Source organism: Aeromicrobium sp. (assembly GCF_036676885.1).
In the GTDB taxonomy this organism is placed as follows: domain Bacteria; phylum Actinomycetota; class Actinomycetes; order Propionibacteriales; family Nocardioidaceae; genus Aeromicrobium.
In genome coordinates this window covers 1-2,225 of record NZ_JAKFCB010000415.1, presented here as the reverse complement: position 1 = coordinate 2,225, position 2,225 = coordinate 1, and the positions used below count along the sequence as shown (strand labels likewise).

The 2,225-nt window shown below is 70.9% G+C and carries 2 protein-coding genes; both read left to right on the top strand.

Annotated features, from left to right (window positions below; genetic code table 11):
- The first annotated feature begins 25 nt into the window (after positions 1-25).
- Positions 26-1,108: an NADH:flavin oxidoreductase/NADH oxidase gene (locus V6M46_RS19400; protein WP_332668136.1), complete on the top strand. Its 1,083-nt coding sequence runs from the start codon at positions 26-28 to the stop codon at positions 1,106-1,108.
- A 184-nt stretch (positions 1,109-1,292) separates the two neighbouring features.
- A partial coding sequence (locus V6M46_RS19395) for an AIR synthase related protein (protein ID WP_332668135.1) occupies positions 1,293-2,225 on the top strand: 933 nt, incomplete at its 3' end.

Genomic DNA, 2,225 nt, shown 5'->3' with positions numbered 1-2,225 from the left:
TGACTCTCGCGCCGCCGCGGTTGTCATTCCTGTGCCTGCCCTCTTCGAACCGCTGATCCTGCGCGGCGTCACCGCCCGCAACCGCATCTGGCTCGCGCCGATGTGCCAGTACTCCTGCTTCGACCACGACGGGATGCCGAACGACTGGCACCTCGTCAACCTCGGTCAGCACGCCGCCGGTGGGTTCGGCCTCGTCATGACCGAGGCGACGGCCGTCGTGCCGGAGGGCCGGATCAGCCCCGAGGACACCGGCATCTGGTCCGACGCGCACATCGAGCCGTGGCGGCGGATCGCCGACTTCATCCGCGGGCAGGGTGCCGTCGCCGGGATGCAGCTCGCGCATGCCGGTCGCAAGGGATCGACGTGGGCGCCGTTCGCTGACGGCGAGGGCACCGTGCCGGTCGAGCGCGGCGGCTGGCAGGCGGTCGGCCCCTCGGAGCTGGCATTCGAGGGCTATGACGTGCCGCGCGAGATGACGACCGACGAGGTGGCGGCACTGCCGCAGGCGTTCGCCGACGCCGCGGTGCGCGCGGACCGGGCCGGCTTCGACGTCGTCGAGGTCCACGGGGCGCACGGCTATCTCATCCACGAGTTCCTCTCGCCGCTCGCCAACCAGCGCACCGACCAGTACGGCGGCTCGTTCGACAACCGCACGCGGCTGGTCCTCGAGATCGTCGACGCCGTCCGGCAGGTCTGGGACAAGACCCTGTTCGTACGCCTCTCGGCATCGGACTGGGCCGACGGCGGATGGAACGTCGAGGAGACCGCCCAGCTCGGCGCGCTGCTCAAGCAGCACGACGTCGACCTGCTCGACATCTCGTCCGGTGGTGCCGTGGCGCACCAGAAGATCGACATCGGCCCGGGCTACCAGGTGCCGTTCGCGCGCGAGGTCCGCGAGGTCAGCGGCCTGCCGGTGTCCGCGGTCGGACTGATCACCGAGCCCGCGCAGGCGGAGCAGGTGCTCGAGGGCGGGTCGGCCGACGTCGTGATGCTCGGCCGCGTCGCGATCCGCGAGCCGGCCTGGCCGCTGCGCGCCGCCCACGAGCTCGGTGTGCCGCCCGCGAGCGCTCCCTATCCTCCGCAACACCGCCGCGGCGCCTGGCGGTGACCTGGCGTCCACCTCCACCAGTGGGCGGTGACCTGGCGTCCACGTCAGCCAGTGGTCGGTGACCTGGCGTCCACGTCGGTCAAGGTTGTGGACGCAGACTCACCGCTCCTCGTGGTCGGTGGACGCTGGTCCACCGCCCCACGCGCGGTCGGAAGCTGCCGGTACGACCGATAGGATCGGGGCTGTGAGCGAAGCCCCCCGCCTGGACACCACAGCCGTTGCCGAAGTCACCCCGGACAAGCCGCAGCCGTGGTCCGAGCTGGGCCTCCGTGAGGAGGAGTACGCCAGCATCCGCGAGATCCTCGGTCGCCGCCCGACCGGCGCCGAGCTGGCGATGTACTCCGTGATGTGGAGCGAGCACTGCTCCTACAAGTCGTCCAAGGTGCACCTCAAGAAGTTCGGTGACCTGCCCCAGGAAACGCCGCTCGGCAAGACCCTCGCCGGCATCGGCGAGAACGCCGGCGTGATCGACATCGGCCAGGGCTACGCCGTCACGTTCAAGGTCGAGTCGCACAACCACCCGTCATACGTCGAGCCCTACCAGGGTGCGGCGACCGGAGTCGGCGGCATCGTCCGCGACATCCTCGCGATGGGTGCTCGCCCCGTCGCCGTCATGGACCCGCTGCGCTTCGGCCCGCTCGAGGCCGAGGACACCCGCCGGGTCATGCCCGGCATCGTCGCGGGCGTCGGCGGCTACGGCAACTGCCTGGGCCTGCCCAACATCGGCGGCGAGGTCGTGTTCGACGAGACCTACCTCGGCAACCCCCTGGTCAACGCCCTCTGTGTCGGCGTGCTCCGCCACGAGGACCTGCACCTCGCCTTCGCGAGCGGTGTCGGCAACAAGGTCGTCCTCTACGGCGCACGCACCGGCGGCGACGGCATCGGCGGTGTGTCGGTCCTCGCGTCCGAGACGTTCGACGCCGACGGGCCCGCCAAGCGCCCCAGCGTGCAGGTCGGCGACCCGTTCATGGAGAAGCTGCTGATCGAGTGCACCCTCGAGCTGTTCCAGGCGCAGGTCGTCAACGGCATCCAGGACCTCGGCGGGGCCGGCCTCTCGTGCGCCACGAGCGAGCTCGCCTCGGCGGGCAGCGGCGGTATGCACGTCGAGCTCGACACC